We start from the raw sequence: 26,159 nt of genomic DNA on the forward strand, positions 1-26,159 counted from the left end.
GTGATCCGGCGTGGGTTGCTTGCCATAGCGTACGCGGCCCGCGAGACAGGTCGGGCGCCGGTACGGCGTGGCGCCCTTTACAAAGTAAGCCATCATGCGGATCATGCCTCGTATGCCAGCGAAGCGACCTCCCGTCCCCCTGTCCCGCGAGCGCATCATCGACGCCGCCCTCCACATCGCCGACGGCCAGGGCCTGCGGCGGCTGACGATGCGGCGGCTCGGCGACTCCCTGCAGGTGGAGGCGATGGCGATCTACCACCACCTGCCCCGGGGCAAGGAGGCCCTGATGGACGCGCTCGCCGAGCACGTCACCACGGTCACCGTCCCGGACTCCGGCCCCGCCGGCTGGCAGGACATCGCCCGCGCCTGGGCCCGCGCGGCACGGGCCGCGCTGCTGGAACACCCAGGTGTGCTCGCGCTCGCGCTCACCAAGCCGCCGCAGGGCACCGCGCTCATGGCGATCCGGGAGCAGGCCGAGCAGCTGGCCGCCTCGGGCCTCGGCGACTCGGCGCGGGCGGTGCGCACCCTGCGGGCGTACGTGATGGGAAGCGTCGCCGTGGAGATCCAGCGGTCGGGCTGGGCGATCGGCCCGGCCGGCGACGGCGAGGAGCCCGGCGCCCCGCCCGGCCAGGCCTCCCGGCCGGAGTCGGACGAGGAGGCGGTGGCCGCGTTCGAGCGCGGCCTGGACGCCCTGCTCAGGGGCATCGCGCAGACGTAACCCTTCGTTTATCGGTTCGGCGGCGAGTCGTGCTTGGACCGTTATCTTCGGTGGGGCACGCTTGTGTCGCAGGTCACAGCGCCGAACCAGCCCGATGGACCCCCCCGGACCCCCTATTCGAAGGTTCGAAACCGTCCCAACGGGCTATGTCGCCCGCGTGTGACCCGCAGCACACTTACTCTGTAGGTGTGCGGCACCGCACACGTCAACCACACAGCGCTCGTCCCCGTCCAACGGGGGTGGGGGTAACCGTCCGGAGACAGACACCGGCGCGGATTCCCCCGGCCGAGCACCAGATCGAGAGAGAAAACCGGAGGCACGCCGATGTGCCCGCATGAGCCGTCCTGTCCGAGCACCACCGCGCCGGACCGCGAAGCCGCCCGCACGATAGCGGCACACCCCGAGCAGGGGTGGAGCCTGCTGTGCAACGGCATCGTGCTTTTCGAGGACACCGGGGAGCTCCTGCCCGACGGCGCGGTCATCGCCCCGCACCGCCCCACCGACCTCGCCATCAGCGCCGCCTGAGATCAGCAGAACCGGGGGCAGAGCCAGTTCGCCACGACCTCGCCCACCTGGGCGGGGTTTTTGCTGAGGTCGTGTCCCTCACCGGCGAGCACGATCAGGCGTGTCGTATCCGCCTCTTCCGGCACGCCGAAACGGTCGCGGTCACCGCTGACCGCCAGCACGTCGACGCCCGCCTCGCGCAGCTCACCCGCTCGCGAGCGCTCGGGCCTACCCGGCGGGTGCAGGGGGAAGGCCAGCGCGACGACCGCCTCGGCTCCGGCCGCGCGGGCCGTGCGGCAGGCCACCCGCGCCCCGTTGCTCCGCCCGCCCTGCACGAGGGCGAGGCCGGGAAACCGCTCGCGCACCGCGCCAACCAGCGTGGTCCACGCCTCGTCCTGCCTGGCCGGCGACCCCGGCGCCCGGGCGCCCGCGACCCTGAAGGGCTGCAGCACCCGCGCGACCGTGCCTCCGATCGCGGACACCGCGTCGCGCACCGCCAGCAGGTCGGGCGCCTCGACCCCCCCGGCCGACCCGTGCGTGAGCACGAACAGGAACCTCGGGCGGGGCACCTCGTCGACCTCCACGATCGCCGGGCCGGCGGGCGTCACGATGCGCATGGCCGACACGGTACCCGCGGACGACCTCTCTCCTTCTCCGGGGGGATGCCCAGGCGGCGTGTCTGTGCCAGATTAGGAGGGTGCCCGACAACTCACTCCCCCGCGACGAGCTTCGCGCCACGGTCGAGGCCCGTCGTGACCTCGGCCCCGACTACGAGCACGCGCTGATCGAGTCCTTCCTGGAGAAGATCGACTCCACGATCGACGCGCGGGTGCGGGCCGAGGTCGCGGCCCAGAACGGCTACCAGGGCCATCCCGGCCCGCAGGGCTACGCTCCCGGCGCCCCTCCGGGCCAGGCCAAGCAGCACAAGCAGGGGGACGGCACGATCCCCATCGCCCTCGGGTCGCTCGGCATCGGCGTCCCGCTGACGGCGATCGCGGCCACGCAGGCGGGCCCCGCCGGGCTGTTCCTCGCCTGGACCGGCATCATCCTGGTCAACGTCGCCGCGGCGTTCGGCCGCCGCCGCCGCTGAGGCCCCCTCCCCCCGCTGAGCCCGCAGCCGCTCAAGCAGCCCGATGGCGTGGTCGACGCTGGTGGCACGCTCGTACTCCAGCGGTGCCGGAACCTGCATGACGCCGGAGGCCCTGGCCGCCGCGATGGCCAGGATGCTGCCGACCGGCACCTTCCTGTCGCTGCGGCCCGTCTCCCCCGCTCCCGCCTAGTCGCCTTCCTCGCCCTCGGCGGGCTCCTCGTCGCGGTGCAGGCGCAGGCGCACCTGCTCGGCCACCCCCTCGTCGGGGTGCTCCAGGCCGTACGTCCACACCGTCTCGGCGTCCGCGTCGCGCCCGCGCAGCGGGAGGGTGCGGGCGAGGAGCTCGATGGCGAGCGCCGCGCTGTCGGTGTCCTCGCCGCCCTCGGCCGCGGCGGCGAACTCCCCGCAGGCCATGTCGAGGTGGGCGATGCCGAGCAGCACGCGCAGCCGGCCGGAGTCGGCGACGCCCGGCACGTCGAGCGCCTCGATCAGCACGTCGGCGGCCTCCCCCGGCTCCCCCTCGGCGAGGAGGTACTCGGCGAGCCGCTGGGCGGCCAGGGAGCCGGTGGCGGGGTCGCGGGTGGCGAGCGCGGCGCGCAGCGACGCCTCGGCCTCCCGATCGTCCCCCTGGCGCACGGCGATGCGCGCCAGCGCCATGTGCGCCGCGGGCAGGTAGGCCGGGGTGCCCACGCCGATCACGGCCTGCCAGGCGGCACGCGCCTGGTCGGCCATGTCGTCCCTCTCGAACCCGCGTGCCAGGTGGCAGGCCGCCTGGGCGGCGTACTCCGGATGGCCGGTGGCAAGGGCCGTGCGCGCCGCGGCCCTGGCCCCGGCCACGTCGCCGCGCTGCTCCAGCACGACGGCGAGTCCGACGGCCGCCTGGGCGCGGTCGGCCTCCTGCTCGTCGGCGGCCAGCTCGGCGAAGATCTCGGCCGCCGCGTCGAGCTCACCGCTCTCGGCCAGCCGCCGCGCGTCGTCGATACGCCGGCCGGACTGCACCTCGTGCGCCGCCATCGGGACCTCTTCTCCGGATAGGGGGTTCCCCGGGCCTCGCGACGCGGGCGCGCCGTCGCGCGCGACATATTATGCCGATGCGGACGGGCGCCCGAGGCTGGTCGCCTAGTCTTCGTATGCCTCCAGCGGGGGGCAGGAGCACACGAGGTTGCGGTCGCCGTACGCCTGGTCGATGCGGCGCACCGGCGACCAGTACTTCGCCTCGCGGAGGGCCGGCACGGGGTAGGCCGCCTCGGTGCGGGTGTAGGGGTGGGCCCAGTCGTCGGCCACCACGCTGTCGGCCGTGTGCGGGGCGTTGCGCAGCGGGTTGTCGGCCCGGTCGTAGGCCCCGGAGGCGACCTTGGCGATCTCCTCCCTGATCGCGATCATGGCGTCGCAGAACCGGTCGAGCTCGGCGAGGTCCTCGCTCTCGGTCGGCTCGATCATCAGGGTGCCCGCCACGGGGAACGACATGGTGGGCGCGTGGAAGCCGTAGTCGACCAGCCGCTTGGCGACGTCGTCGACGGTGACGCCGGTCTCCTTGGTGATCTGGCGCAGGTCGACGATGCACTCGTGCGCCACCAGGCCCTCACGGCCGGTGTAGAGCACCGGGTAGTGCGGGGCGAGCCGCCGCGCGAGGTAGTTGGCCGACAGGATCGCCTGCTCGGTGGCCGCCTTGAGCCCGTCGGCACCCATCATCCTGACGTAGGCCCACGAGATCGGCAGGATGCCGGCCGACCCGAAGGGGGCGGCCGAGACCGGGCCCACCGGGCCGTCCTCCAGCGGGTGGCCGGGCAGGTAGGGGGCGAGGTGGGAGCGGACCGCCACCGGGCCGACGCCCGGACCGCCGCCGCCGTGCGGGATGCAGAACGTCTTGTGGAGGTTCAGGTGGGAGACGTCCGCGCCGAACGACCCGGGCTTGGCCAGCCCGACCAGGGCGTTGAGGTTGGCGCCGTCGACGTAGACCTGGCCGCCGGCCTGGTGGACCCGCTCGCAGACCTCGGTGATCGTCTCCTCGAACACGCCGTGCGTGGAGGGGTAGGTCACCATGATCGCCGCCAGCCGGTCGCGGTGCTTGTCGATCTTGGCGTTGAGGTCGGGGACGTCGACGTTGCCCTCGTCGTCGCAGGCGACCACGACGACCCGCATGCCCGCCATGACGGCGCTGGCGGCGTTGGTGCCGTGGGCCGACGACGGGATGAGGCAGACGTCGCGCTCGGTGTCGCCGTTGGCCCGGTGGTAGGCGCGGATCGCGAGCAGGCCGGCGAACTCGCCCTGGGAGCCCGCGTTGGGCTGCAGCGAGACGGCGTCGTACCCGGTGACCTCGGCCAGCCAGCCCTCCAGGTCCTTGATGAGGCGCACGTAGCCCTCCACCTGGTCGGCGGGGGCGTAGGGGTGGATGTCGGCGAGCTCGGGCCAGCTGATCGGCTCCATCTCGGTCGTGGCGTTGAGCTTCATCGTGCAGGAGCCCAGCGGGATCATCGACCGGTCGAGCGCGATGTCCTTGTCCTGAAGCTTGCGCAGGTAGCGGAGCATCGCGGTCTCGGAGCGGTGGGAGTGGAACACCGGGTGGGTGAGGAAGTCCGTGGTGCGCAGCAGCCCGGCGGGCAGCGCGTCGGAGGTGGCGGTGTCCAGGTCGTCCAGCACGATGCCGGTGAGGCCGAACGCCTCCCAGACCGCCCGCAGGTCGGCGGCGGTGGTCTTCTCGTCGCAGGAGACGCCCACGTGGTCGGCGTCGGCCAGGCGGAGGTTGACCCCCCTGTCCCTGGCCGCCGCGACGATCTCGGCGGCCCTGCCGGGGACGCGGGCGAGCACGGTGTCGAAGAAGTCGTCGTGCACGACCTCGACGCCCGCGCCGCGCAGACCGGCCGCGAGCACTGCGGCGTGCCGGTGGGTGCGCTGGGCGATGCGCCTGAGCCCCTCGGGGCCGTGGTAGACGGCGTACATGCCGGCGATCACGGCGAGCAGCACCTGCGCCGTGCAGATGTTGCTGGTGGCCTTCTCGCGGCGGATGTGCTGCTCGCGGGTCTGCAGGGCGAGCCGGTACGCCGGGCGGCCGTCGGCGTCCTGCGAGACCCCGACCAGGCGCCCGGGCATCTGCCGCTGGAGCCCCTCGCGCACCGCCATGTAGGCGGCGTGCGGGCCGCCGAACCCGAAGGGGACGCCGAAGCGCTGGGAGGAGCCGACGGCGATGTCGGCGCCCATGGAGCCGGGGGCCTCCATCAGGGTCAGCGCGAGGAGGTCGGCGGCGGCGACCACCAGGGCGCCGCGGGCGTGGGCCTGGTCGGCGACGGCGCGGAAGTCCTTGACCTCTCCGCTGGCGCCCGGGTACTGGACGAGCACGCCGAACAGCTCGCCGTCGGGCAGGCCCCGGCCGAGGTCGGCCTCGACCAGCTCGATGCCGAGCGGCTCCGCGCGGGTGGCCAGCACGGCCTTGGTCTGCGGGAGCGCGTCGGCGTCCACGACGAACACCGGGGACTTCGCGCGGCCGGCGCGGCGGGCCAGCGTCATGGCCTCCGCAGCGGCCGTGGCCTCGTCGAGCAGCGAGGCGCCGGCGACGTCCAGCCCGGCCAGGTCGCTGATCACGGTCTGGAAGTTCAGGAGGGCCTCGAGGCGTCCCTGCGAGATCTCGGGCTGGTAGGGCGTGTAGGCGGTGTACCAGCCGGGGTTCTCCAGCAGGTTGCGCCGGATGACCGCCGGGGTGATCGTGTCGTGGTAGCCGAGCCCGATCATCGAGGTCAGCACCTGGTTGCGGGAGGCGAGCGCCCGCAGCTCGGCGATGGCCTCGGTCTCGCTCGCCGCCTCGGGCAGGTCGAGCGGACCCTCCGCGCGGATCGCCCCGGGGACGGCCAGGGCGATGAGGTCGGCGACGGACTCGTAGCCCACGGCCTCCAGCATGCGCGCCTGGTCGGCGTCCGCCGGGCCGATGTGCCGGGTGGCGAAGGGCGGTGCGGACAGGTCGCGAAGCGGTGACCGATCGGTCATGAGGCCCTCCTGAGGGTGGTGGAGACCGGCGCTGGAGCGCGCGCGTATGCCGGGTCTCCCCCTCTGTCATCGCGACATCCTCATCGCGACCTGAGAGCTTCATCCGCATAAATGCGGATTTGCACCGTCGGTGAGACACGCCTGGCGGGCACGTCTACTTTCCAGAGTCGCCTCACCCGTGCGGTACGTGGGCCTGAGAGATTCCGGGGAGGTTGCTCCTTCGGCGCCCGGGTCACGCACCGGCACCGCGTGGAGCGCGGAACCGGCCCGTGCCAGGGACTCTCCCGCACAGGGTCGTAAGCCTTGCGCCAATCGTACCGTCCCACCCCGAGTTAGGGGCTACCCCTATCGCCCGGGTTTGCCGGACTTTACCCCTGACCTGCGGGTTTGCGAAGATCCAGCCCCGTCCCCACGGGATCTCCGCTCACGCGGGCCACCACCCCGCGCCGCAGCAGGTGACCTGGGTCACCCGGTCTTGCGGGCCTTCCTGCGCCGAGCCAGCTCGTCACCCGGGTGCTCCTCCGTGGAGTCCCGGTCGGCCGGCTCCGCGCGTTCCCCCGGCAGCTCCGCCAGGGATCCCTCGACCTCGCGCCAGACCCCGCCCAAGGCGATGCCGAACACGCCCTGGCCGCCTTCCAGCAGATCGATCACCTCGTCGGCCGAGGTGCACTCGTAGACGCTCACGCCGTCGCTCATCAGGGTGATCTGCGCGAGGTCGTTGACCCCGCGCTCCCGCAGATGCTGCACCGCCGTGCGTATCTGCTGGAGCGACACCCCGGTGTCGAGCAGGCGCTTGACCACCTTGAGAACGAGGATGTCGCGGAAGCTGTAGAGCCGTTGCGACCCCGAGCCCTGCGCCGCCCGTACCGACGGCTCGACCAGCTGGGTTCGCGCCCAGTAGTCGAGCTGGCGGTAGGTGATGCCGGCCGCCGAGCACGCCGTCGGGCCGCGGTATCCCACGTCGGCGGGCAGCGACGCAGGCCGCTCGTCGAACAACAGGCCCTGCTCACCCGCGCGCTCCCGCGCCGACTGGCGCTGGGCCGGATCATGCTGGCCGGCCGTCTTTCCCTCGCCGCTGCTGACCGCCACTGCGGACCTCCGGCTTTCTCTCATCCCACGGTCTGATCTGGGGGTTCGTGAATTACAACCGTGGTTTCCCTTGCACCGTAGGACTGGCGCGATCCTCAGTCAACGATCCCGCCCGGCGCGTCGTGAAGCGTAAATGCCCGATATGGCTAACCCGCACGACCGAAGTCCTCGGGCGTGATCGTGTCCAGGAACTCGCGGAACTTCTCGACCTCGTCCTCCTGATCGTCGGGGATGATGACGCCGGCCTCGCGCACGACATCCTCGCTGGCGAAGATGCTGGCACCGGTGCGAAGAGCCAACGCGATCGAGTCGGATGGGCGTGCGCTCACCTCGACACCGTTGGAGAACACCAGGTCAGCGAAGAAGATCCCGTCGCGCAGCGCCACGATGTTGACCGTCTGCAACCGCACGCCGAGAGCTTCGATGACGTCCTTGAACAAGTCGTGGGTGAGCGGCCGGGGAGGCGGCTCCTCTGCCTGTGCCAGAGCGATGGCCGTGGCCTCGGTCATCCCAATCCAGATCGGCAGATAACGCTCACCCTTCGCCTCCTTGAGCAGGACGATGGGCTGGTTGGAGGGCATCTCGACGCGGACCCCCACGACCTCCATCTGCAACACAGGCTGCTCCGTCTCATTGGGTCGCCGGCCCGCTCCGGGCCTGTTCCCTTGCGGCTCTCGGCTCGCGGCGTGACCATCGCCGCAAAATTCAACGTAACATCCCCGCACCCCGAAATGTCCGGGCGGCTCCGTCAGCGGCCCAGAATGCCCCGTAGACCGCCCCGCACCAGGGCGGCGTGCAGCTCCTGGAGCAGGACGGAGAGCTCGCGGGCGGTCTCCTCGGCCTGGTCGACGGCGCCGGGGGCCCGGCGGCGCAGCAGCGGCGCCACGGCCTGCTCCACGAGCCCCGCCTCGCGCTCCGCGGCGGCCCTGAGCACCCGCAGATGGCGGGGGTGCAGCCCGAACCTTCCGAGCGCCCCCGAGGCCCTGGCGACGGTGAGGGCCTCGGCGTCGTACCACCGGGCGACCGGGGTCAGCAGGCCGTAGTCCTCCAGCTCCACGAGGGTCTCCTCGTCGAGCGCCGCGGCCTCCAGCAGCTCGGCGCGGCTCAGCCGGATCTCCGGCGACTCGGCCCCGACGGCGCGGGGCCGGGTGACGCCGTCGCGCTCGGCGGTGTCCAGATGGTCCTTGATCACGCGCAGCGGAAGGTAGCGGTCACGCTGGGCGGTGAGGATGTAGCGCAGGCGCTCGACGTCGGCGTGGGTGAACTTGCGGTATCCCGAGGGGGAGCGCTGGGGCTCGATGAGCCCCTCGCCCTCGAGAAAGCGGATCTTGGAGACGGTGACGTCGGGGAAGTCGCCCCGCAGGATCTCGAGGACTTCCCCGATGCTCATGAACGCCCTGGCCGCCTGCGCGCCCATCACCGCTCCTCCTCACCCACGCGTGAGGAACACCAGCCGGAACTTGCCGATCTGGACTTCGTCGCCGCCGGAGAGCGGTAGCTCCTCGATGCGCTCCCGGTTGACGTAGGTGCCGTTGAGGCTGCCGACGTCCCTGGCGGTGAAGTAGTCGCCCCGCCGGTAGAACTCCGCGTGCCTGCGCGACACGGTCACGTCGTCCAGGAAGATGTCGCTCTCGGGGTGGCGGCCGGCCGTGGTCAGATCGCTGTCGAGGAGGAACCGGCTCCCGGCGTTGGGCCCGCGCATCACGACCAGCAGGGCCGTGCCGGCCGGCAGCTGCTCGACCGAAGCCCGATCGGGGATGAGCGTCTGTCCCGTCGCGTCGCCGTCCATCGCCTCGATCCCACTGAGTGAGATCGTGGAGGTGGTGTCCCCCGGCGTGTTTTCGACACGACTCAGCGGCGACCCGCACCGTGAGCAGAAACGGGCGTCGTCAGGGTTGGCATGACCGCACTGCGTGCAGTAGACGCTCGGCATCGATCGGCTCGGCCTCCTACCGCGAAGTCGCGGCGACGGTGCTCTGGGCGGCGTGCCTCGGTTCTTCGCTTCTCATAGTTGCTCAGACTGCGAATGCCGCAACTTACGCTGATGAGTCGCAAAGGTCAAGATGAGGGCAGGCTCGCGGGTTCGGACATGCTGCTGGTGGGGCTCGCTCGGTCCTCGCTTACGGGGGCTCGCGTATCTCCTGACGGCGCTCGCCCCTCGTTGCTTCCGACTCGGCTCGCCACGCCGGTCCAAAGCTACCGCCCGCGCCGCCCTCCGGTCCATGCGGCGCGCCGTTCAAATGTGACTGGAAACGGGTGGTTCGGGGCAGAACGTACCCGTTCCAGGGGCGGGTGCTCAGGTGCCCACGGCGTGCTCCACCACCCGGGCCCAGCGCTCCAGGAGGCCCTGGGCGACGTCCAGGTCGTCACCCTCCGCCCAGATATGGGTGACGGCCTCCGAGGGGTCGGGAAGGATCAGGGCCCAGCCTCCGTCCTCCTCGACCACGCGCACGCCGTCGGTGGTGTCCAGGTGGTACCCATCGGCCGCCTCGACGACCGACCGCATGACCGCGCCCTTGGCGGCCCACGGGGTCGGCACGGTGCGTTTGAGCATCTTGGCCTGCGGGATGCGGGCGTCGATCTGGCTGAGCGACAGCCGGGTGCGGGCCACCAGGCCGAGGATGCGCAGGAAGGCGGCCAGCCCGTCGACCGTGGGCGCGAACTCGGGGACGATGAAGCCGCCGCGCCCGTCCGCCGCGAAGATCAGCTCGGGGTCGGCCGCCGCGGAGGTGAGGGCGTCCAGGGCCGTGGAGGTCCACTGCACCTGGGCCCCGTGGAACCGGCACACCTGCTCGGCCACGCGGGTGGTGGTCACGGGCAGGGCGACCCGGCCGCCGCGGCGCTCGGCCGCCACCAGGTCGAGGACGACGAGCTGCGCCCGCTCCTCGCTGATCAGCTGGCCCATCTCGTCGACCAGGGAGACGCGCTCCCCGACCGGGTCGAAACGTACGCCGAAAGCGGCCCTGGAGGACCCCACGAGCTCCGCCAGGCGCTGGAGGTCCCTGCGGCGCTCGGCGAGCGTCTCGGTCGGCGAGGCGTCGTCCAGGCGGTTGTTGACGGTGAGCACGTCCACCCCCACCCGCCCGAGCAGGCTCGGGAGCACCAGGGAGGAGGTGCCGCCCGCGCAGTCGATGACGACCTTCATCTCGGCGTCCCGCACGCCGGACATGTCGACCCAGCGCAGCAGCTCGCGGGTGTAGTCCTCGACGGCACGGGCGGGGAAGCTCAGCTCGGCGATCTCCCCGGGGAAGGCGCGGCGGAACTCCTGCCGGGAGAAGACGCGCTCCAGCTTGCGCTGCGCGCCCTGGGAGAGGTCGGCGCCGTTCTCGTCCATGAAGACGATGTCGACGCTCTGGGGGTCGCCCGGGGTGGTGCGCAGCGCGATGCCGCCCGAGGCGGTCTCGTTGGAGGTGTGGAAGCGCGCGACGGGCAGCGGGGTGGCCTCCAGGTCGAGCACGTTGATCGCGCTCGCGGTGAGCGCGCTGATGACCGCCCGCTTGAGGGCGCGGGCCGCGCGGGAGGAGTCGCGCGAGGTGATGACCGAGGCGCCCTTCTTCAGCGTGGTGGCGTACGCGCTGGCGAGGCGGACGCACAGCTCGGGGGTGATCTCGACGTTGACCAGGCCGGAGACCCCGCGCGGCCCGAACAGGCTGCGCTGGCCGCGCGACTCCCAGATCACGCTGGTGTTGACGACCGCGCCCGCCTCGATCGTCTTGAACGGGTAGATCTTGACCCCGGAGGAGACGTAGGCCTCGGACTCGATCACGCACTCGTCGCCGACGACGGCGTTCTCCTCGATGCGCGCGCCGGTCATCACGTCGGTGTTCTTGCCGACGACGCAGCCGCGCAGGTTGGCGCTCGGCCCGATATAGACGTTGTCGTGGACCACGGCGCGGTGCAGGAAAGCGCCCTCCTTCACCACGACGTTGTCGCCGATGACGGTGTACTCCCGCAGCTCGGCGCCCGCCTCGACCTTGGCGTAGCCGCCGATGTACAGCGGGCCCTTCAAGATGGCGTCGGGGTCGACGGAGGCGCCCTCGGCGACCCACACCCCCGGGGAGAGCTCGAAGCCGTCGGCGTCGAGCCTCACCCGGCCAGACAGGGCGTCGGCCTGCGCCTTGAGGTAGCTCTCGTGGGTGCCGACGTCCTCCCAGTAGCCGCCGGTGATGTAGCCGTACAGCGGGGCGCCCTGGGCCAGCAGCTTGGGGAACACGTCGGCCGACCAGTCGACGGGCACCCCGGGGGCGACCTCGTCGAGGACCTCCGGCTCCATCACGTACACGCCGGTGTTGACGGTGTCGGAGAAGACCTGCCCCCAGGTGGGCTTCTCCAGGAAGCGCTGCACCCTGCCCTGCTCGTCGACGATGATGATGCCGAACTCCAGGGGGTTCGGGACGCGCTTGAGGCCGATGGTGACGAGGGCGCCGTTCTCCTCGTGGAACCGGATCAGGTCGGTCAGGTCGATGTCGGTCAGCGCGTCGCCGGAGATCACCAGGAAGCGCTCGTCGCGCAGCTTGTCGGCGGCGTTCTTCACACTGCCCGCCGTGCCGAGCGGGATCTCCTCCGTGGCGTAGTGGAGGCTCATGCCGAGCTCGTCGCCGTCGCCGAAGTAGTTGCGCACCAGGGCGGCCAGGAACTGGACGGTGACGACGGTCTCGGTGAAGCCGTGCCGCTTCAGCAGGCGGAGCACGTGCTCCATGATCGGCCGATTGACTACGGGAAGTAGGGGTTTGGGCTGGTTCGCGGTCATCGGCCGCAGCCGAGTCCCCTCCCCGCCCGCCATCACGACGGCCTTCACAGATCACCCTCCGTCTGTCTCATCACGGTGGGCACACGGCCACGCTCGCGCGGGCAGTAGCCGCGGGGACTCGCCGGGACGGGCCCCCACGATCGCTCATGCCCGGCTCGCCCCTCCGATGAGCCGGCGCCCCTGAACCACGTACAGCGCCCCCGCCCACCAATACAGACCTGTTCCCCAGATGGCAAAGGCCCATCCCAAGATCCGGGCTATGTCGGCGTACCAACCGTCGTGGGACGCCAGGAAAAGCAGCGGGAAGGCGTAGAGCAGGTTGGCGGTCGCCGCCTTGCCGAGGAAGTGGACCGGCAGCGCCGGGCCGAAACCGTGCCTGCGGAGGACCGGAACGCCGAGGAGCAGCAGGACGTCCCTACCGACGATCACGGCGGTCAGCCACCAGGGGATGACCCCGCGCAACGTCAGCCCGATCAGCGTGGCCAGGATGTAGAGCCGGTCGGCGAGCGGGTCGAGCAGCCTGCCGAGCTTGCTGGTCTGGTTCCAGGCCCGGGCGAGCTTGCCGTCGAGCCAGTCGGAGAACCCCGCCGCCATGAGCAGGATGAGCGCCCACCCGTCGGCCTTGGGCCCCAGCACCAGCCACAGGAACACCGGCACGCCGAGCAACCGCAGCAGACTCAGCATGTTCGGAACCGTCCAGATCCGGTCCTCCGCCGATCTCACCCGTGACTCTCCCCTCGTGAACCTGGTGCCGACCCTAGCCGGTGCGAAGCGCCGGGCGGCGGTGGGGGCGAGTCTCGCCACGGGCCGTATCGTGAAAGGACGAACCTCCGTGCCCGCCCACGCGGCCCATGACTCGAATTCCGCGGCGTAGACGGCATCCTCCTCAAGATGGAGAAGATGTCTTCCAGAGGCGCACGAGATCGGCCGAACGGTGGAAGCGAGCAGACCCTTTTGTTCTTTAAGGTCGGTGCCATGGCCAATGACGCAGCCCTCTTCTTCGGGCAGTTCATGCGCTCGCCCGGCACCACCGGGGCGGTCGCGCCCAGCTCCCAGCGCCTGGCGAGGGTGGTCGCCTCGCCGGTGCCCGAGCGCGGGGACCCCGTCATCGTCGAACTCGGCCCGGGGACGGGCGTGTTCACCAAGGAGATCCAGCGGCGTCTCGGCGGGCGAGGGCACCATCTGGCCATCGAGATCAACCCCCGTCTCGCCGCGGGGCTGGCCGACCGGCACCCCGGCGCCAAGATCATCGTCGGCGACGCCGTGAACCTGCCCCAGCTCCTGGCCCACCATGGGCTCGAGCGGGCCGACGTGGTGGTCAGCGGGCTGCCCTGGGCGGCCTTCCCCGCCGGGCTCCAGGACAGGCTGCTCGGGGCGATCCGCGAGACGCTCACGCCCCAGGGCACCCTCACCACCTTCGCCTACGTGCACGCCCGCACGCTGCCGCCCGCCATGCGCTTCCGCCGCCGCCTGATGGAGGCGTTCGAGGAGGTCGTGCCGAGCAGAACCATCTGGGGCAACGTGCCTCCGGCCTTCGTCTACCACGCCAGGCGCCCGCGTCACTGATCTCGCACGGCCACCGAACTTCGTTCTACCATTGCGCGGCAACGGGAATGGAGTGATCACGGTGGACTTCACGCTTCCGGAGAGCGCCCGCGACGTACAGCGCGGCGTCGCGGACATCTGCTCGCGCTACGACATGGACTACTGGCAGCGGTGCGAGGCGGAGAAGCGCTGGCCCGATGAGGTGTGGGCCGAGCTGGCCAAGGGCGGCTGGCTCGGCCTCGCGGTGCCCGAGGAGTACGGCGGGGGCGGCCAGGGCCTGCTGGAGCTGACCGTGGCGACCGAGACCCTGTCGGCCTCGGGCTCGGCCGGCGGGTCCGCGTTCACGTACGTGCTGACGCCCGGCTTCGGCGCGCTGACCATCGCCCGCCACGGCTCGGCCGAGCAGAAGGCTGCGCTGCTCCCCCGGCTCGCCGCCGGCGAGATCGAGACCTGCTTCGCGCTCACCGAGCCCGACGCCGGGTCCAACTCCCTGGCCATCTCCACCTCCGCCCGCCGCGACGGAGGCGAGTACGTCATCAACGGGCAGAAGATCTGGATCACCGGCGTCCAGCGGGCCACCTGGATGCTGCTGGTCACCCGCACCATCCCGGCGGCCGAGGCCAGGCCGCGCACCAACGGCCTCACCGTCTTCCTGGTGAACGTGCCGGAGGCGGTGGCGGCGGGACGGCTGTCCTACCGGCCGATCCCGAAGATGGGCGCCAACACCACCCCGTCGAACATGGTGTTCTTCGACGACCTGAGGGTGCCCGCCACCAGCGTGCTCGGCGAGGTGGACCAGGGAGCGGCCGTGCTGTGGGACATCCTCAACCCCGAGCGCATCCTGCTGGGCGCCAGCGCCCTCGGCGGCGCGGAGGTGGCGCTGCGGGTCGCGGTCTCCTACGCAAAGGAGCGGGAGGTGTTCGGCCGCCCGATCGGGGCCAACCAGGCCATCGCCTTCCCGCTCGCGCAGGTCAAGGCGAAGATCGAGCTGGCGAGGCTGATGCTCTACAAGGCGGCCTGGCTGTTCGACCGGCGCCTGCCCTGCGGCACGGAGGCCAACATCGCCAAGCTGACCGCCTCGCAGGTGGCCTGGGAGGCGGCCGACCACGCCTTCCAGACGCACGGCGGGATGGCGTACTCGCTGGAGTACCCCGTCGCCCGCCTGCTCGCGGACGCCCGCATCGGCAAGGTGGCGCCCGTCACCGAGGAGCTCCTGCTCAACTACCTGGCGACCCAGGTGCTCGGCCTGCCCCGGAGCTTCTGAGCCGCGGGGCCGCCGCGCCTCACGGCATGGCGGCCTCGACCAGGGCGTCCACCAGGCGGTTGTCCTCGCCGCGCTCGGGGTGCCACTGGACGCCCACGCAGAACCGGTGGCCCTGGAGCTCCACGCCCTCGACGATCTGGTCGTCGGCCCACGCCACGGCGAGCAGGCCCTCGCCGAGCCGCTTGAGCGCCTGGTGGTGGGGCACGGCGACCTCGATGCGGTCGCCGACGGCCTTGCCGACCTTGCTGGAGACGCTCACCTGGATGACGTGCGGCGTGCTTGCGGCGTGCCGCTCATGGTGGACCGCCTCGGGCAGCCACCGGATCAGGGTGCCGCCCAGCGCGACGTTCAGGATGTGCATGCCGCGCGCCACGCCGAGCACGGGTACGCCGGCCTGGACCGCGGCCCTGGCGAGCCCGAGCTCGAACCTGTCGCGCTGCGGCTGGGGCTCCTCGAGCCTCTCGTCCCGCTCCTCGCCGTAGGCGCCGGGGTCGACCTCCACGCCGCCGGCCAGGATGAGCCCCGACAGGCCTCGGATGTAGCCGTCGATCGCTCCCAGGCTCAGCGGGGGGATCAGCACGGGGGAGCCCCCGGCCTTGTCCACCGCCTTCGCGTAGGCGGGCGGCGAGAGCACGGCCTCGCGGACCCACGTGCCCCAGCGGGCGGCGTCGAAGTAGGTGGTGATACCGATCAACGGTCGGGACATACGGTCTCCAGGGGCTCGCGCAAGGTCGTACCGCCATGTCACGGCGGCACCCAGCCCATCAGCAGTGGCAAGCCCATCATGGCGCACAACATTTCGGGTATGTCACGTATCCGGGGTATCAGTCACGTCACTTCCGCAACATCTGTCCCACAAGCCCCCCTCTTCCCGGCGGCGGCGGGTACTCCTCCGGCCCGCCGGGCACCGCGCTGGAACGGTCCGCCACGACAGGGTGGTTACGCAGGTCCGGGTCGCCGCCGGGGCGGCGGTCCCGAATTGCGATTGCGGTAAAAGGCGAATGTGATTCTCTTTCATCTAGATTCCCCGGCATCCCGAGCATCCATTACGGAGAATCACCCACCAATTACTAAGAGTTCGCTTTCCCGGCACCTTGTGGTGAAACGGTTGTGAGGCTCATGCGGGAATGGAAGACTCCAATTCGAGCGATCGGTTGAGCCGGGGCCGCCGGACGCTCGTTACCCGGACCGTCAGGGAGGTGGAACAACAAGATCGGATGTCGAATCCGGTCGATTAGGGTGGCGTCGATATATGTCGTTGAATCCGCGTCTCGTAAAGGAAAGCTTCTCAGCCATCCAGCCCGTCATGGGCAAGGCCGTCGCGTACTTCTACGGGCGGCTGTTCGCTGAGGGCCCACACCTGCGGAGCATGTTCCCCCCCGCCATGGACGTCCAGCGGGACCGTCTCTTCAGCGCGCTGACCCGCATCGTCTGGAGCCTGGACAGCCCCGACAGCCTCGGCTCCTACCTGGGCCAGCTCGGCAGGGACCACCGCAAGTACGGCGTGCTGGCCGAGCACTACACCGCCGTGGGCAACGCGCTGCTCGCGACCATCAAGCGCTTCGCGGGCGACACCTGGACCAGCGAGGTCGAGGCCGCGTGGGTCGCGGCCTACACCGTGGCGGCCAACCTCATGATCGAGTCCGCGGAGGCCGACGCCGGCGTCTCCCCCGCCTGGTGGCTGGCGGAGGTCGTGGACCACGAGATGCGCGCGCCCGGCATCGCCGTCATCACCCTGCGGCCCGGCACCCAGATGGACCACGTCCCCGGGCAGTACGTCAACGTGCAGGTCGCCCGCTGGCCGCGCGTCTGGCGCACGTACTCCATCGCCAACGCGCCCCGGCCCGACAACACCATCAGGCTGCACGTGCGCGCCGTGAGCGGCGGGTGGGTCAGCACGGCCCTGGTCTCGCACACGAGGATCGGCGACACCGTGCTCCTCGGCCCCCCGATCGGCACCCTGGGGCCCCCGGAGGGCGAGCCCATGCGCGACATCATCTGCGTCGCCGGGGGCACCGGCCTCGCCCCGATCAAGGCGATCGTCGAGCACGTCATCGCCTCGGGCCGCCGGCCCAACATCCACCTGCTGTTCGGCGCCCGCACCGCCGGCGAGCTGTACGACCTCGGCGACCTGATCCGCATGGAGGCCGAGTTCCCGTGGCTGCGGGTCCTGCCCGTGGTGTCCGGCCAGCCCGCCTACGACGGCATGCGCGGCTCGCTCCCGGACGTCGTGCAGCGCTTCCACTCCTGGGCCGACCACGACGTGTACGTCTGCGGTCCCCCCGCCATGGTCAACGAGACCGTGCGGCGGCTGCAGAACGACGGCGTGCCCCCCGCGCGCATCCACTGCGACCCGATCCAGGGGGAGCAGTGGCCCGGTTCCCGCGAGCAACCAGATATCCAAGGACTATCCGGGCGAACCGATCACCCAAATCACGCGGAGTCCGGCGGGTGTCCTGGCAACGTGACACGATGATGCCGATCCGCGCGCAGCGGCCGACATGTCGATCGGGCGACCACGCCGAGCCGGGGGGACAGGCGATGCGGCCCCGACACCGCGAAAGGAAGGGCGATCATGCAGGGCACGCTGCTCGCCGCCGGCACGAGGCGATCATCTCCCCCCGTCGCACGGGCCTACGCCGCCGTCCAGGCGGCGCTCTGACTCCCATGGCCAAACCGGTCACGCTCGTGACATTCGTGCTGCCCAGCGCGCTCGGGCACTGGGGCAGCGGGGCCACCGAGGTGCGGGTCTTCGCCGTCGCGGACTCCGACGAGAGCCGCCCCACACTCGGCGCGGCCCTCCACACCCTGCGCCGCACCCACCCCATGCTGGAGAAGCGCCTCTGCGACGAGTACGGCGGGATCCGCCGCCACATCAGCATGTTCGTGTGCGGAGAGAACGCCCGCCGCCTCGGCGGCCTCGCCTGCGCCTTACCCCCGGGCGCGGAGGTCTACGTGCTTCCCGCCCTCTAGAGAGCCCCCGACGACCGCCCGCCGCCGGGGGTGGAAGCCCGGCGGGCGGCCGGCCGCGCCTAGGGGGCGACGCGGCCCGCGGCGTTGAAGGCGGCGTGGGTGAGCGGCATCAGCCCGGCCCAGAACGCCTCCATCTTCTCGGCCACCATCTCGATCTCGCGCTGCGGGAACGACGGCACGCTCGCGCGCTCGTCCTTGGTGCGCAGGGACAGGAAGTGCATCAGCGAGCGGGCGTTGCACGTGGCGTACATCGAGGAGAACAGGCCGACGGGCAGCACCGCGCGGGCGACCTCGCGGGCCACCCCCGCCGCCAGCATCTCCTGGTAGGACTCGTACGACTGCCGGTACGACCGCTCCATGGCGCCGGTCACCAGCTTGTGCTGCTCCTCGTCGCCCTCGACGAACCGGTAGCGCCCCGGCTTCCCCTCCTGCACGAGCTTCCGCTCCCGCCCGGGCACGTAGAAGACCGGCTGAAGCTCGCGATACCTCCCGCTCTCCTCGTTGTACGACCATCCCACTCTGTGGCGATGGAATTCGCGGAAGACCAGGATGGGGGCGTTGATGAAGAAGGTCATCGAGTTGTGCTCGAACGGGCTGCCGTGCCGGTCGCGCATGAGGAAGTTGATCAGGCCCTTGGAGCGCTCGGGATCCTGGTGGACCGCCTCCAGGGACTGCTCCCCGGCGGTGGACACCCGGGCGGCGAACACCACGTCGGAGTCGGCCGCGCTGTGCCTGACCAGCTCCACCGTCACATCACTCAGGAATTCCACGCCTCGGCTCCCCCTCGTCTAGGCCGCCCACATCGTAACGGAGCGGGTTCGCTCAGGTGATGTCGCGGCGGATCGTGGTGGCCGACGCCACGATCGCGAAGGCCGCGGCGTACCCCACGAGCAGCGCGGCGCCCGCCCAGGCCGGCAGGTAGTCGCCGCCGAGCGGCGAGGAGACCCCGTACACCGCCTGGGCCGCCCCGCCGGGCAGCCACTTCCCGACGCTCGGCAGCAACGCGACCAGCAGGCTCTCAAGGACATAGACCCAGGCGACGCCGACGACGATGGCGGCCACCTGATTGCGTAGCAGGGAGCCCAGGGCGAGGCCGAGGATCGTGTAGAGGGCCATCGCGGCCGCCACGCCGGCGCAGACCCGCGCGACGTCGCCCCCGATCAGCGACAGGCTCGCGCCCTTGATCAGAAGCGCCGGGATCCCGACGGCGAATGCCAGGGCGATCCCGGCGAGGCCGAACAGCAGGCCCACGACCGCGCAGGTCATGAGCTTGGCGGCGATCACCCGCTCCCGGCGCGGCGTCACCAGGAAGGTGTAGGTGATCGTCTGGAAGCGGTACTCCCCCGTGATCATGAGGGTGCCGATGACGAAGGCGAAGACCAGCCCGGAGCCCGCCTGGCTGAAGAGGTTCCGCACGCCGTCGGGTTCGGTGAGGGCGGGCGCGCCCGGGCCTCCCGACAGGACGCTCAGCGCGACCAGCCCGATGGCGGTGAAGCACAGCGAGAGGGCGAGCATGCCCCAGACCATGCGGGTGGTGAAGACCTTCAGCAGCTCCGCCCTGACCAGCCGGATCATGACGCGCTCCCCGGGACGGCGTCCACTGCGGCCGGTGACGATGACGAGGGCGATGTCGAGGGCGGGGCGGGCGGCTCCCCGGTGAGTTCGAGGAACACCCGTTCGAGATCGGAGCGCAGCCTGACCAGTTCCGACAGCACCACGTGCTCGTCGAGCGCCGCCTGGCCGACCGCCTCCGGCTGGACGCCGTGAATCAGTAGCACGCCGCTCTCCGGGGACTCGATCACGCCGCCGGCCCCCTCCAGCCGGGGCCGCAACCGCTCGACGCCCGCCCCGGCGACCCGTACGCCCCGGTCGCCGCCCGAGGTCAGCTCGGCCAGCGTGCCCTGCCGGACCATGCGGCCCCTGGCGATGATGACGATGTCGTCGACCGTCTGCTCGACTTCGGCCAGGACGTGGCTGGAGACCAGCACGGCGCAGCCCTGGTCGTCGGCGAGGAACCTCAGGAAGCCGCGCAGCCACTGGATGCCCGCCGGGTCCAGGCCGTTGGCGGGCTCGTCGAGGATGAGGACCGCGGGCCGGCCGAGCAGCGCGGTCGCCAGGGCGAGGCGCTGGCGCATGCCGAGGGAGAAGCCGGCCACCCGCTTGCCCGCGACGTCGGCAAGGCCGACCTGGCCGAGCGCCTCGTCCGCGCGGGCGCCTGGCAGGCCCGCGGCCGCGCACACCACCCTGAGGTGGTCGCGGGCCGTACGGCCGGGGTGGAAGCTCGTGGCCTCCAGCACCGCGCCGACCTGGGACAGCGGGGTGGCCAGACCGGCGTACCGCCGGCCGTTGACGAGGGCCTGCCCGGAGTCGGGCGCGACCAGGCCGAGCAGGCACCGCAGCGTCGTGGTCTTACCGGCCCCGTTCGGGCCGAGATATCCGGTGACGGTGCCCGCCTCGACGGTGAAGGACACGTCGTCCACGGCACGCACCGCCCCGAAGGACTTGGAAAGGTTATGGATCTCGATCGCAGTCATCACCGGCGATTATTGGCCGTTTCGATCGCCGCGCCTAGCGTCCAGGGCGGATGTAGACCATTTAGCGACATAGTGTCCGCCTACAGGCGGTACACGCGGCGGGCGTTGCCTGAGCCGATCATGTGGGCGACCCTGGCCGCGTCGCCGGCGCTCCACTCCCCCTCCTGCATGCGGGCGGCGAGCGCGCGGGCCAGCCCCCGGCGGAAGTACAGCGCGCCGAGGTGGCACATCTCGGCGACGCCGGAGCAGTCGGAGCTGAACATCAGCTTGTGGAAGGGGACCAGCTCCAGCAGCTCGCCGATGATCGTGGCGGAGCCCGCCGCGGTGTAGGTCAGCGCGAGGCCAACGTCGGCGTACACGTGCGGGAACACGCTCGCCAGGTAGGCGGCCTGCCGGTGGAACGGGTAGCAGTGGAGCAGGATAACCGGCACCCCGACCGGCCGCGTCGCCCTGATGAAACCCGTCATCAGGGTGGGGTCGGACCGGTGCAGGTCGATGCCGGGGTCGCCGTACCCGGTGTGGAACTGCAGGGGCAGCCCACGGTCGCGGGCGATGTCGACGGCCGTCCAGAGCAGGTGGCGCAGCAGCACCGGATCGGTCAGCGGCTCCTTGGGCTCGGTGAGCCGCCTGCCCGCGGCGGCGATGACCGTGCCCCGGCTCGGCCGCGCCGGGTCGAAGTGCAGGCCGTGGCGGTAGGCGACGATCGACTTCAGCCCGACGGCGCGGGAGGCCCGGGCGGCGAGCCGCTCGGCGAGGGCGTGCACGTACCCGGCGGCGGTCGGGCCCTCCTGGGCGACCTCCTCCTCGACGTGCTCCAGCCGCACGATGTCGTCGGCGGCGGCGCCGCCGAGGCGTCCCATCTCGGCCGCCGAGAGCAGCTCTCGGCCGCCCCCGCCGCAGTCGACCAGGAACGCCACGACCCCGGCCGCGCGCAGCAGCCGCTTGTTGGCCTCGTCCGGGCCGAGTTCGGCCCTGCGCGCCAGGTAGACCGCGGGGGGCACGTGCGGGCCGAGCCCGAGGACGGGGGCGCACCAGCGCCTGATCGCCGTGCCCACCGGCGTGTCGAAGTGTGTGGTGCCCGGAGGCGCGGGGGTGCCGGCCTCGGTGATCAGCATCTCGAACTGCGAGCGGGTGAGCTCGTCGCGGCGTACCCCGTGGCAGTGGTGGTCGACGAGCGGGGCGAGCAGCGCCGCCCGCACCGGGCCGGGGACCGGGGCCTGCAGTATGTCCTCAAGCTCCATCGGCCACCTCACCCCGCTCGTCTGCCCCGGATCGCGCCCGGCCCGCACGCCGCCGCCCGGCCTGTGGACTCTAAGGGCGCGCCCCGGCTCCGGCCGCTACTTCGTCCCCGCCTTTACCGAACCCCGGCACAGCCTCAACACGTTGGCGACGATCCGGGATCCGGCGCCGCCCTCGGCGGTGAGGATGGACTCGGGGTGGAACTGGACGCCGAAGCGGCGGTTGGCGGTGTCCTCGATGGCCATGACCGCCCCGTCCGGGGTCAGCGCGGTGACCGCGAAGCCCTTCACCCCCTGCCGCTTGGCGTGCAGCGAGTGGTAGCGGGCGGCGGTGAACTCCGCCGGCAGCCCGTCGAGCAGCGCGCTCTCGCCCACCCTGCCGACCTGCCCCCTCTTGCCGTGCTCGGGGTGCGGCAGCAGCGAGAGGGTGCCGCCCGCCTGCTCGACCATCGCCTGCAGGCCGAGGCAGACGCCGAAGACGGGCAGCTCCCTTTCGTAAAGGGCGCCGACGAGGTCTGAGCAGCCGAAGTCGGAGGGCCACCCTGGGCCGGGCGAGAGCACGACCATGTGCGGCGCGACCTCGTCGAGCATGGCGAGCGGGAAGCCGTGGCGCAGGGTGAGGACGTCGGCGCCGTGCTGGCGGAAGTAGTCGGCCAGGGTGTTGACGAAGGAGTCCTCGTGGTCGACGAGCAGGACCTTCACCCCCTCGCCCGGACGCTCGGCCTCCTCTCGCGCCGAAGCCTGCTCGGGCGGGGCGCCCACGGCGGCGAGGGCTCCGAGCAGGGCGCTGGCCTTGAGCTCGGTCTCGCGCTCCTCGGCGGCGGGGTCGGAGTCGAACAGCAGGGTCGCGCCGGCGCGGACGGTCGCCACGCCGTCGCGGATCTGCGCGGTGCGCAGGGTCAGGCCGGTGTTCATGGACCCGTCGAAGCCGAGGTAGCCGACGGCACCGCCGTACCAGCGCCGGGCGGTCGCCTCGTGGTCCTCGATGAACTGCATCGCCCAGGTCTTGGGCGCCCCGGTGACGGTGACGGCCCACATGTGGGTGAGGAAGGCGTCGAGGGCGTCGAACCCGGGGCGCAGGCGGCCCTCGATGTGGTCGACGGTGTGGATGAGGCGGGAGTACATCTCGATCTGGCGGCGGCCGATGACCTGGACGGTGCCGGGGACGCAGATGCGCGACTTGTCGTTGCGGTCGACGTCGGTGCACATGGTCAGCTCGGACTCCTCCTTCACCGAGCTGAGCAGCGTGCGGATGGCCTCGGCGTCCTCCACGGGGTTGGCGCCGCGGGCGATGGTGCCGGAGATCGGGCAGGTCTCGACCCGGTCGCCCTGGACGCGGACGTACATCTCGGGGGAGGCGCCGACCAGGTGCTCGCCCTCGCCGAGGTTGAAGAGGAACTCGTACGGGGCGGGGTTGATCTTGCGCAGGCCCCGGTAGAAGCCGGAGGGGTCGTCGCAGGGGGCGTGGAAGACCTGTCCAGGGACCACCTCGAACAGGTCGCCGCGCCGGAACTTCGCCTTGGCGGCCTCGACGACCTCGGCGTACTCCCCCGGCTCAGGATTTTTCGGGATCTGGGCGGGGGTGGGGGGAAGCGGGACGGACTCGCCGGCACGCGGGAGGCCGCGGGTCGACACGCCGTCGACGGTGAACTCGTAGAGGTACTCCCGGCTGGTCTCGCGCTTGCGGTCGATCACCATGACCCGGTCGGGCAGGTGGAGGACCAGGTCGCGCTGGCCGTCCGCGCGGTCGAGCGCCTGCCTGATCGGCTCGAACTGGAAGGCCAGGTCGTAGCCGAACGCCCCGTACAGCCCGAGGTGCTCGTCGTCGCCGGAGAAGGCGGCGATCACCTCGCGGATCGCGGTGAAGACCGTGGGACGGCGGCTGCGCATCTCCTCGGGCAGGATGTCCTCTGACTCGGCGACGTGGACCTCGACGTGGTCCTGGGTCGGCTCCGTGGTGGTCTTGCCCGCGGCGAGCAGGCAGGAGGTGACGGCGGGCAGCACGACCCTGCCGCGCTCGTTGAGCGCCCGCGCGGAGATCGCGCGGCCGCGGGCCACGATCTCCAGGACGGGGTCGATGTAGGCGAGGTGCCATCGGCTGTATCGGCCGGGGTACTCCATGCCCGAGGACAGCACGCCGCCGCGCCGCTCCCCGAGCGAGGAGACGACCTCCTCGAGCACGGACTCCGGAACGTCGGCGGTCGTCACCTCGACTTCGATGCCGCCCGCGGTGGTATATCCGCTCGTGTCCACCCTTGCCTCGCCCTTCTGGATCTTCGTTTGGCCCCGGGCGGGCATGAAAAAAAGCCGCCTCCCGGGGCGGCCGTCCGAAATGAATGCGAAACACGCGCCGCCTAGGAGCGGCGCCACCACTGAGCAGGTGCAATCGTTCGCATGGCCAAATGGTAGCGGCCCTGCGGGCCCGCCGCCACTTCTTCGGGCAAGAGCCTGGGCTGGGCCGGAGCGGTGGATCAGTGACATACGTCACAGCGCTCGGCGGCCGATAGCACTAGCATGTTACCAGTGAGTAAAGCGCTGCTTACATCAACCGGGGTATGACTCCGCTTACAGCGAGGAGCGCTCATGGCTCGGGTTCAGTACAGGGTCGTCGTCCACAGGGACATGCAGGTCCCCATGCCGGATGGTGTCCTCCTGCTGGCCGACCGCTACATCCCGATCGGCGTGAGCAGCCCCCCCACCATCCTGATCCGCTCGCCGTACGGCAGACGCGGCCTGTTCGGGCTGGCCTATGGCAGGGCCTTCGCGCGGCAGGGCTTCCAGGTGATCCTGCAGAGCTGCCGGGGCGGGTTCGGCTCGGGCGGCGAGCTCACCCCCCTCGACGAGCAGGACGACGGCCTCGCGACGGTCGAGTGGATGCGGGCCCAGCCGTGGTACGGCGGGAGCTTCGCCATGCACGGCCCCAGCTACCTCGGCTACGCGCAGTGGGCGATCGCGCCGTACGCGGGCCCCGACCTGAAGGCCATGGCCACCCAGGTCACCGCGTCGCAGTTCCGTGACGCCGCCTACGTCGGCGGTTCGTTCGCCCTTGAGTCCACGCTGAGCTGGAGCACGCTCACCGCCCTGATGTCCGGGCCGCTCAGCGGGGCGGCGGTGTTCTTCGCCCCGCGCCGCACCCAGCGGGCCGTGCTGTCCGGACGGCCGATAGGCGAGCTGGACGTGCTGGCGGCCGGCCGCCGGCTGCCGTTCTTCCAGGAGGTGCTCACCCACCACGCCGACCCGGCCGTGCCGTTCTGGAAGAAGAGGGACTTCTCCGCGACCGTGGGCGAGGTCGACGCGGCCGTGACCATGACCGGCGGCTGGTACGACGTCTTCCTGCCCTGGCAGCTCAAGGACTACGCGGCCATGCGGGCCGCCGGGCGCCGGCCGTACCTCACGGTCGGGCCCTGGCACCACGCCGACGTGCGGCACGGGCGCCTCGCCAACCTCGACGCGATCGCCTGGTTCCGCGCCCACCTGCTCGGCGACACCTCCGGGCTACGCGCCAGCCCCGTCCGGCTGTACGTCACCGGCGCGGACGAGTGGCGCGACTACGACGACTGGCCCCCGCCGGGCACCAGGGAACGGCGCTGGCACCTGCAGCCGGGGTTCGGCCTGGCGCGGGCCAACCCGGCGGAGTCCTATCCCGACCGGTACCGCTACAACCCGGGGCGGCCGACGCCCGTGTCCGGCGGGCCCACGCTGCTCGGCAACTCCGCGCCCCGCGACAACCGGCGCCTGGAGTCGCGCCCCGACGTGCTCGTCTACACCGGCGAGACGCTCGGCGAGGACCTCGACCTGATCGGCCCGGTCACCGCGGACGTGTTCCTGCGGTCCAGCACCCGGCACACCGACCTGGTCGTCCGGGTGTGCGACGTGCACCCGGACGGCACCTCGCTCAACGTGTGCGAGGGCGTGCGGCGCCTGTCGCCCGGCACGCCGCCGGAGGACGACGAGGGCGTGCGGCGCGTCGAGGTGGAGCTGTGGCCGATCGCCCACCGCTTCAAGCGGGGCCACCGCGTGCGGGTGCACGTGGCGAGCGGCGCCTACCCCCGGCTGGCCCGCAACCTCGGCACCGGCGAGCCCCTCGGCACCGGCCACCTGGCGGTCGCGGCCGACCAGGAGATCTTCCACGATCCGGACCGCCCCTCGGCGATCATCCTGCCCCACGCCGCGTCCTGACGGGGCCGATCCGGGCGGGGCCTCCACCACCGCGTGACCTTTCACGTGCCTTTACGAGACGCGGGCGACGTTGTCAAGGCGCTGCGCCCCGCGTTCGGCGACCGGGCCGATACCGTCGCCGAAGTGCCCGTCCCGGAGGCGCAGGGCACCCGCGACACCACCGATGAGCTGGGCCGACGCCCCCACGCCCGTACGGGTGGCGACGGCGCCGCCGCTCGGCGCGCCAACAGGTCCGTTCGGCGATTGGTGAGGCGCGCGACGCCGTCGCGAAATTACGCTTCCGCACGACCGGATAAC

Annotated in this window: 24 protein-coding genes and 1 riboswitch; of the genes, 9 read left to right on the forward strand and 15 right to left on the reverse strand. The window is 71.6% G+C overall.

What is annotated here, in order from left to right; all coding sequences use genetic code 11:
- Positions 1-112 precede the first annotated feature (112 nt).
- Both OG589_RS15090 and OG589_RS15095 read left to right on the forward strand, forming a co-directional pair.
- Positions 113-718, forward strand: a complete 606-nt coding sequence (locus OG589_RS15090; RefSeq protein WP_405149574.1) for a TetR/AcrR family transcriptional regulator C-terminal domain-containing protein — start codon at positions 113-115, stop codon at positions 716-718.
- A 324-nt stretch (positions 719-1,042) separates the two neighbouring features.
- Positions 1,043-1,243 (forward strand): DUF5999 family protein, encoded by a 201-nt coding sequence (locus tag OG589_RS15095; protein ID WP_358523442.1) that lies wholly within the window; start codon positions 1,043-1,045, stop codon positions 1,241-1,243.
- Between the two features lie 2 nt (positions 1,244-1,245).
- Here the strand turns inward: OG589_RS15095 and OG589_RS15100 are convergent, their stop codons facing one another.
- Complete coding sequence (locus tag OG589_RS15100) at positions 1,246-1,839, reverse strand: alpha/beta family hydrolase (RefSeq protein ID WP_405149576.1); 594 nt, start codon at positions 1,837-1,839, stop codon at positions 1,246-1,248.
- A gap of 80 nt (positions 1,840-1,919) precedes the next feature.
- Between OG589_RS15100 and OG589_RS15105 the strand changes: the two genes are divergently transcribed.
- Together OG589_RS15105 and OG589_RS15110 are read left to right on the forward strand one after the other, a co-directional pair.
- Positions 1,920-2,312, forward strand: a complete 393-nt coding sequence (locus OG589_RS15105) for a hypothetical protein (protein ID WP_405149577.1) — start codon at positions 1,920-1,922, stop codon at positions 2,310-2,312.
- Positions 2,313-2,355: 43 nt separating this feature from the next.
- Positions 2,356-2,502 carry a hypothetical protein gene (locus OG589_RS15110; RefSeq protein ID WP_405149579.1) on the forward strand — a complete coding sequence of 49 codons (147 nt, stop codon included), beginning with the start codon at positions 2,356-2,358 and terminating at the stop codon, positions 2,500-2,502.
- Here the strand turns inward: OG589_RS15110 and OG589_RS15115 are convergent.
- The 8 genes from OG589_RS15115 to OG589_RS15150 form a co-directional block, all read right to left on the reverse strand.
- Complete coding sequence (locus tag OG589_RS15115; RefSeq protein WP_405149580.1) at positions 2,499-3,326, reverse strand: tetratricopeptide repeat protein; 828 nt, start codon at positions 3,324-3,326, stop codon at positions 2,499-2,501. The two genes, OG589_RS15110 and OG589_RS15115, sit on opposite strands and share 4 nt — an antisense overlap.
- 105 nt (positions 3,327-3,431) lie before the next feature.
- A complete protein-coding gene (gene gcvP, locus OG589_RS15120) occupies positions 3,432-6,290 on the reverse strand; it encodes an aminomethyl-transferring glycine dehydrogenase (RefSeq protein WP_405149581.1) in 2,859 nt (952 codons plus the stop codon).
- Positions 6,291-6,461: 171 nt separating this feature from the next.
- Positions 6,462-6,587, reverse strand: a riboswitch (glycine riboswitch).
- Positions 6,588-6,755: 168 nt separating this feature from the next.
- Entirely contained in the window at positions 6,756-7,379 is a 624-nt protein-coding gene (locus OG589_RS15125) for a MerR family transcriptional regulator (RefSeq protein WP_405149583.1), read from the reverse strand.
- A gap of 146 nt (positions 7,380-7,525) precedes the next feature.
- A complete protein-coding gene (locus OG589_RS15130) occupies positions 7,526-7,996 on the reverse strand; it encodes a bifunctional nuclease family protein (RefSeq protein ID WP_248958545.1) in 471 nt (156 codons plus the stop codon).
- A gap of 131 nt (positions 7,997-8,127) precedes the next feature.
- Complete coding sequence (locus OG589_RS15135) at positions 8,128-8,796, reverse strand: MerR family transcriptional regulator (RefSeq protein WP_405149585.1); 669 nt, start codon at positions 8,794-8,796, stop codon at positions 8,128-8,130.
- Between the two features lie 12 nt (positions 8,797-8,808).
- On the reverse strand, positions 8,809-9,312 hold the full coding sequence (locus tag OG589_RS15140) for an FHA domain-containing protein (RefSeq protein WP_358553703.1): 504 nt from the start codon (positions 9,310-9,312) through the stop codon (positions 8,809-8,811).
- Positions 9,313-9,675: 363 nt separating this feature from the next.
- Positions 9,676-12,177: a sugar phosphate nucleotidyltransferase gene (locus tag OG589_RS15145; RefSeq protein WP_405149586.1), complete on the reverse strand. Its 2,502-nt coding sequence runs from the start codon at positions 12,175-12,177 to the stop codon at positions 9,676-9,678.
- 96 nt (positions 12,178-12,273) lie between these two features.
- Positions 12,274-12,933 (reverse strand): CDP-alcohol phosphatidyltransferase family protein, encoded by a 660-nt coding sequence (locus tag OG589_RS15150; RefSeq protein ID WP_405149588.1) that lies wholly within the window; start codon positions 12,931-12,933, stop codon positions 12,274-12,276.
- A gap of 171 nt (positions 12,934-13,104) precedes the next feature.
- Between OG589_RS15150 and OG589_RS15155 the strand changes: the two genes are divergently transcribed.
- Positions 13,105-13,695 (forward strand): class I SAM-dependent methyltransferase, encoded by a 591-nt coding sequence (locus tag OG589_RS15155; RefSeq protein ID WP_405149589.1) that lies wholly within the window; start codon positions 13,105-13,107, stop codon positions 13,693-13,695.
- A gap of 61 nt (positions 13,696-13,756) precedes the next feature.
- Complete coding sequence (locus OG589_RS15160) at positions 13,757-14,938, forward strand: acyl-CoA dehydrogenase family protein (protein WP_405149590.1); 1,182 nt, start codon at positions 13,757-13,759, stop codon at positions 14,936-14,938.
- 19 nt (positions 14,939-14,957) lie between these two features.
- Here OG589_RS15160 and OG589_RS15165 read toward each other — a convergent pair whose 3' ends face one another.
- Complete coding sequence (locus tag OG589_RS15165) at positions 14,958-15,644, reverse strand: gamma-glutamyl-gamma-aminobutyrate hydrolase family protein (RefSeq protein ID WP_405149591.1); 687 nt, start codon at positions 15,642-15,644, stop codon at positions 14,958-14,960.
- Between the two features lie 600 nt (positions 15,645-16,244).
- On the opposite strand from OG589_RS15165, the gene OG589_RS15170 reads away from it, so the two are divergent.
- A complete protein-coding gene (locus OG589_RS15170; protein WP_405149593.1) occupies positions 16,245-17,414 on the forward strand; it encodes a globin domain-containing protein in 1,170 nt (389 codons plus the stop codon).
- A gap of 191 nt (positions 17,415-17,605) precedes the next feature.
- On the forward strand, positions 17,606-17,911 hold the full coding sequence (locus OG589_RS15175; protein WP_363918065.1) for a hypothetical protein: 306 nt from the start codon (positions 17,606-17,608) through the stop codon (positions 17,909-17,911).
- Between the two features lie 59 nt (positions 17,912-17,970).
- Here the strand turns inward: OG589_RS15175 and thyX are convergent, their stop codons facing one another.
- From thyX to OG589_RS15200, 5 genes are all read right to left on the reverse strand, one after another.
- Entirely contained in the window at positions 17,971-18,681 is a 711-nt protein-coding gene (gene thyX / locus OG589_RS15180) for an FAD-dependent thymidylate synthase (RefSeq protein ID WP_405149596.1), read from the reverse strand.
- A 52-nt stretch (positions 18,682-18,733) separates the two neighbouring features.
- Positions 18,734-19,486, reverse strand: a complete 753-nt coding sequence (locus OG589_RS15185) for an ABC transporter permease (RefSeq protein WP_405149597.1) — start codon at positions 19,484-19,486, stop codon at positions 18,734-18,736.
- Positions 19,483-20,445: an ABC transporter ATP-binding protein gene (locus OG589_RS15190; protein WP_405149599.1), complete on the reverse strand. Its 963-nt coding sequence runs from the start codon at positions 20,443-20,445 to the stop codon at positions 19,483-19,485. Before OG589_RS15190 ends, OG589_RS15185 begins: the two co-directional genes overlap by 4 nt.
- An 80-nt stretch (positions 20,446-20,525) precedes the next feature.
- Positions 20,526-21,686: an amidohydrolase family protein gene (locus tag OG589_RS15195; RefSeq protein ID WP_405149601.1), complete on the reverse strand. Its 1,161-nt coding sequence runs from the start codon at positions 21,684-21,686 to the stop codon at positions 20,526-20,528.
- Positions 21,687-21,782: 96 nt separating this feature from the next.
- Positions 21,783-23,936 carry an anthranilate synthase component I gene (locus OG589_RS15200; RefSeq protein WP_405149603.1) on the reverse strand — a complete coding sequence of 718 codons (2,154 nt, stop codon included), beginning with the start codon at positions 23,934-23,936 and terminating at the stop codon, positions 21,783-21,785.
- Between the two features lie 330 nt (positions 23,937-24,266).
- Between OG589_RS15200 and OG589_RS15205 the strand changes: the two genes are divergently transcribed.
- Entirely contained in the window at positions 24,267-25,862 is a 1,596-nt protein-coding gene (locus tag OG589_RS15205; RefSeq protein ID WP_405149605.1) for a CocE/NonD family hydrolase, read from the forward strand.
- Positions 25,863-26,159: the final 297 nt, after the last annotated feature.

The sequence above is a fragment of the Sphaerisporangium sp. NBC_01403 genome (genome assembly GCF_045040145.1).
Lineage (GTDB): Bacteria > Actinomycetota > Actinomycetes > Streptosporangiales > Streptosporangiaceae > Sphaerisporangium > Sphaerisporangium viridialbum.

Bases quoted from the DNA above. Each gene is read 5' to 3' on its own strand.
- OG589_RS15205 (WP_405149605.1), top strand. From the start codon at position 24,267: ATGGCTCGGGTTCAGTACAGGGTCGTCGTCCACAGGGACATGCAGGTC.
- OG589_RS15170 (WP_405149593.1), top strand. From the start codon at position 16,245: ATGGGCAAGGCCGTCGCGTACTTCTACGGGCGGCTGTTCGCTGAGGGC.
- OG589_RS15135 (WP_405149585.1), bottom strand. From the start codon at position 8,796: ATGGGCGCGCAGGCGGCCAGGGCGTTCATGAGCATCGGGGAAGTCCTC.
- gcvP (WP_405149581.1), bottom strand. From the start codon at position 6,290: ATGACCGATCGGTCACCGCTTCGCGACCTGTCCGCACCGCCCTTCGCC.
- OG589_RS15115 (WP_405149580.1), bottom strand. From the start codon at position 3,326: ATGGCGGCGCACGAGGTGCAGTCCGGCCGGCGTATCGACGACGCGCGG.
- OG589_RS15110 (WP_405149579.1), top strand. From the start codon at position 2,356: ATGGCGTGGTCGACGCTGGTGGCACGCTCGTACTCCAGCGGTGCCGGA.
- OG589_RS15140 (WP_358553703.1), bottom strand. From the start codon at position 9,312: ATGCCGAGCGTCTACTGCACGCAGTGCGGTCATGCCAACCCTGACGAC.
- OG589_RS15100 (WP_405149576.1), bottom strand. From the start codon at position 1,839: ATGCGCATCGTGACGCCCGCCGGCCCGGCGATCGTGGAGGTCGACGAG.
- OG589_RS15095 (WP_358523442.1), top strand. From the start codon at position 1,043: ATGTGCCCGCATGAGCCGTCCTGTCCGAGCACCACCGCGCCGGACCGC.
- OG589_RS15090 (WP_405149574.1), top strand. From the start codon at position 113: ATGCCAGCGAAGCGACCTCCCGTCCCCCTGTCCCGCGAGCGCATCATC.
- OG589_RS15155 (WP_405149589.1), top strand. From the start codon at position 13,105: ATGGCCAATGACGCAGCCCTCTTCTTCGGGCAGTTCATGCGCTCGCCC.
- OG589_RS15185 (WP_405149597.1), bottom strand. From the start codon at position 19,486: ATGATCCGGCTGGTCAGGGCGGAGCTGCTGAAGGTCTTCACCACCCGC.
- OG589_RS15195 (WP_405149601.1), bottom strand. From the start codon at position 21,686: ATGGAGCTTGAGGACATACTGCAGGCCCCGGTCCCCGGCCCGGTGCGG.
- OG589_RS15165 (WP_405149591.1), bottom strand. From the start codon at position 15,644: ATGTCCCGACCGTTGATCGGTATCACCACCTACTTCGACGCCGCCCGC.
- OG589_RS15190 (WP_405149599.1), bottom strand. From the start codon at position 20,445: ATGACTGCGATCGAGATCCATAACCTTTCCAAGTCCTTCGGGGCGGTG.
- OG589_RS15175 (WP_363918065.1), top strand. From the start codon at position 17,606: ATGGCCAAACCGGTCACGCTCGTGACATTCGTGCTGCCCAGCGCGCTC.